We start from the raw sequence: 600 nt of genomic DNA on the forward strand, positions 1-600 counted from the left end.
CTTTTCCATGCGGTCAGTTTCGTTTTCATCGCTTGCGGCGCATCGGCGTGGGCTCGGGCGCATGTGCCGCCGCGGCGCGTCCTGCCGGGCACATCGGCATCCGCATTGTCGGTATAACCGGTGGCCGTGGCGAAAGTGTTGCGCAGGAACACACCAAAGTCGCTTTTCCCTTCCGTGGTGTGGGGTTTCCGCGACCCGCGGCTTACCTGCCGTCGCCCTGGTGCCCTGTCGCTCCATGTTTGGCATGTCCGCGCCTGGTCAGGCGGAAAAGAGGGCGATTCGCCGCCCGGCCACGGCGCATCAGGCTTGCATTTTTGCAAAAGCTCTGCGGATAAGTGCTGGCAAAACCCCACATCGTCAAAAAATTTCCTTATGGATACATTAAAAATCCCTGATAATCCCCGATTCCAACTCATCGGGCGCATCAACAAAGACAAGTTATGGCAGAGCAGGCTACTGACGATTACGAGACACTGTTGCAATTTCTGTATCGGACCCCGGTCGGTCTGATGCAGACCGCCAGCAATGGCGATGTGGAAATGCTCAATCCCATGGCATCGCGGCTGCTGATGCCGCTGGCAAGCCACGGCAATCTGGACA

Annotated in this window: 1 protein-coding gene; it reads right to left on the reverse strand. The window is 57.8% G+C overall.

Annotated features, from left to right (window positions below):
* Positions 1 to 416: hypothetical protein (locus tag JK635_RS28180; RefSeq protein ID WP_235887954.1), on the reverse strand; the 416-nt coding region annotated here is incomplete at its 3' end.
* Between the last annotated feature and the right edge of the window lie 184 nt (positions 417 to 600).

It is taken from the genome of Neobacillus paridis, from assembly GCF_016765675.1.
Lineage (GTDB): Bacteria > Bacillota > Bacilli > Bacillales > Cytobacillaceae > Neobacillus > Neobacillus paridis.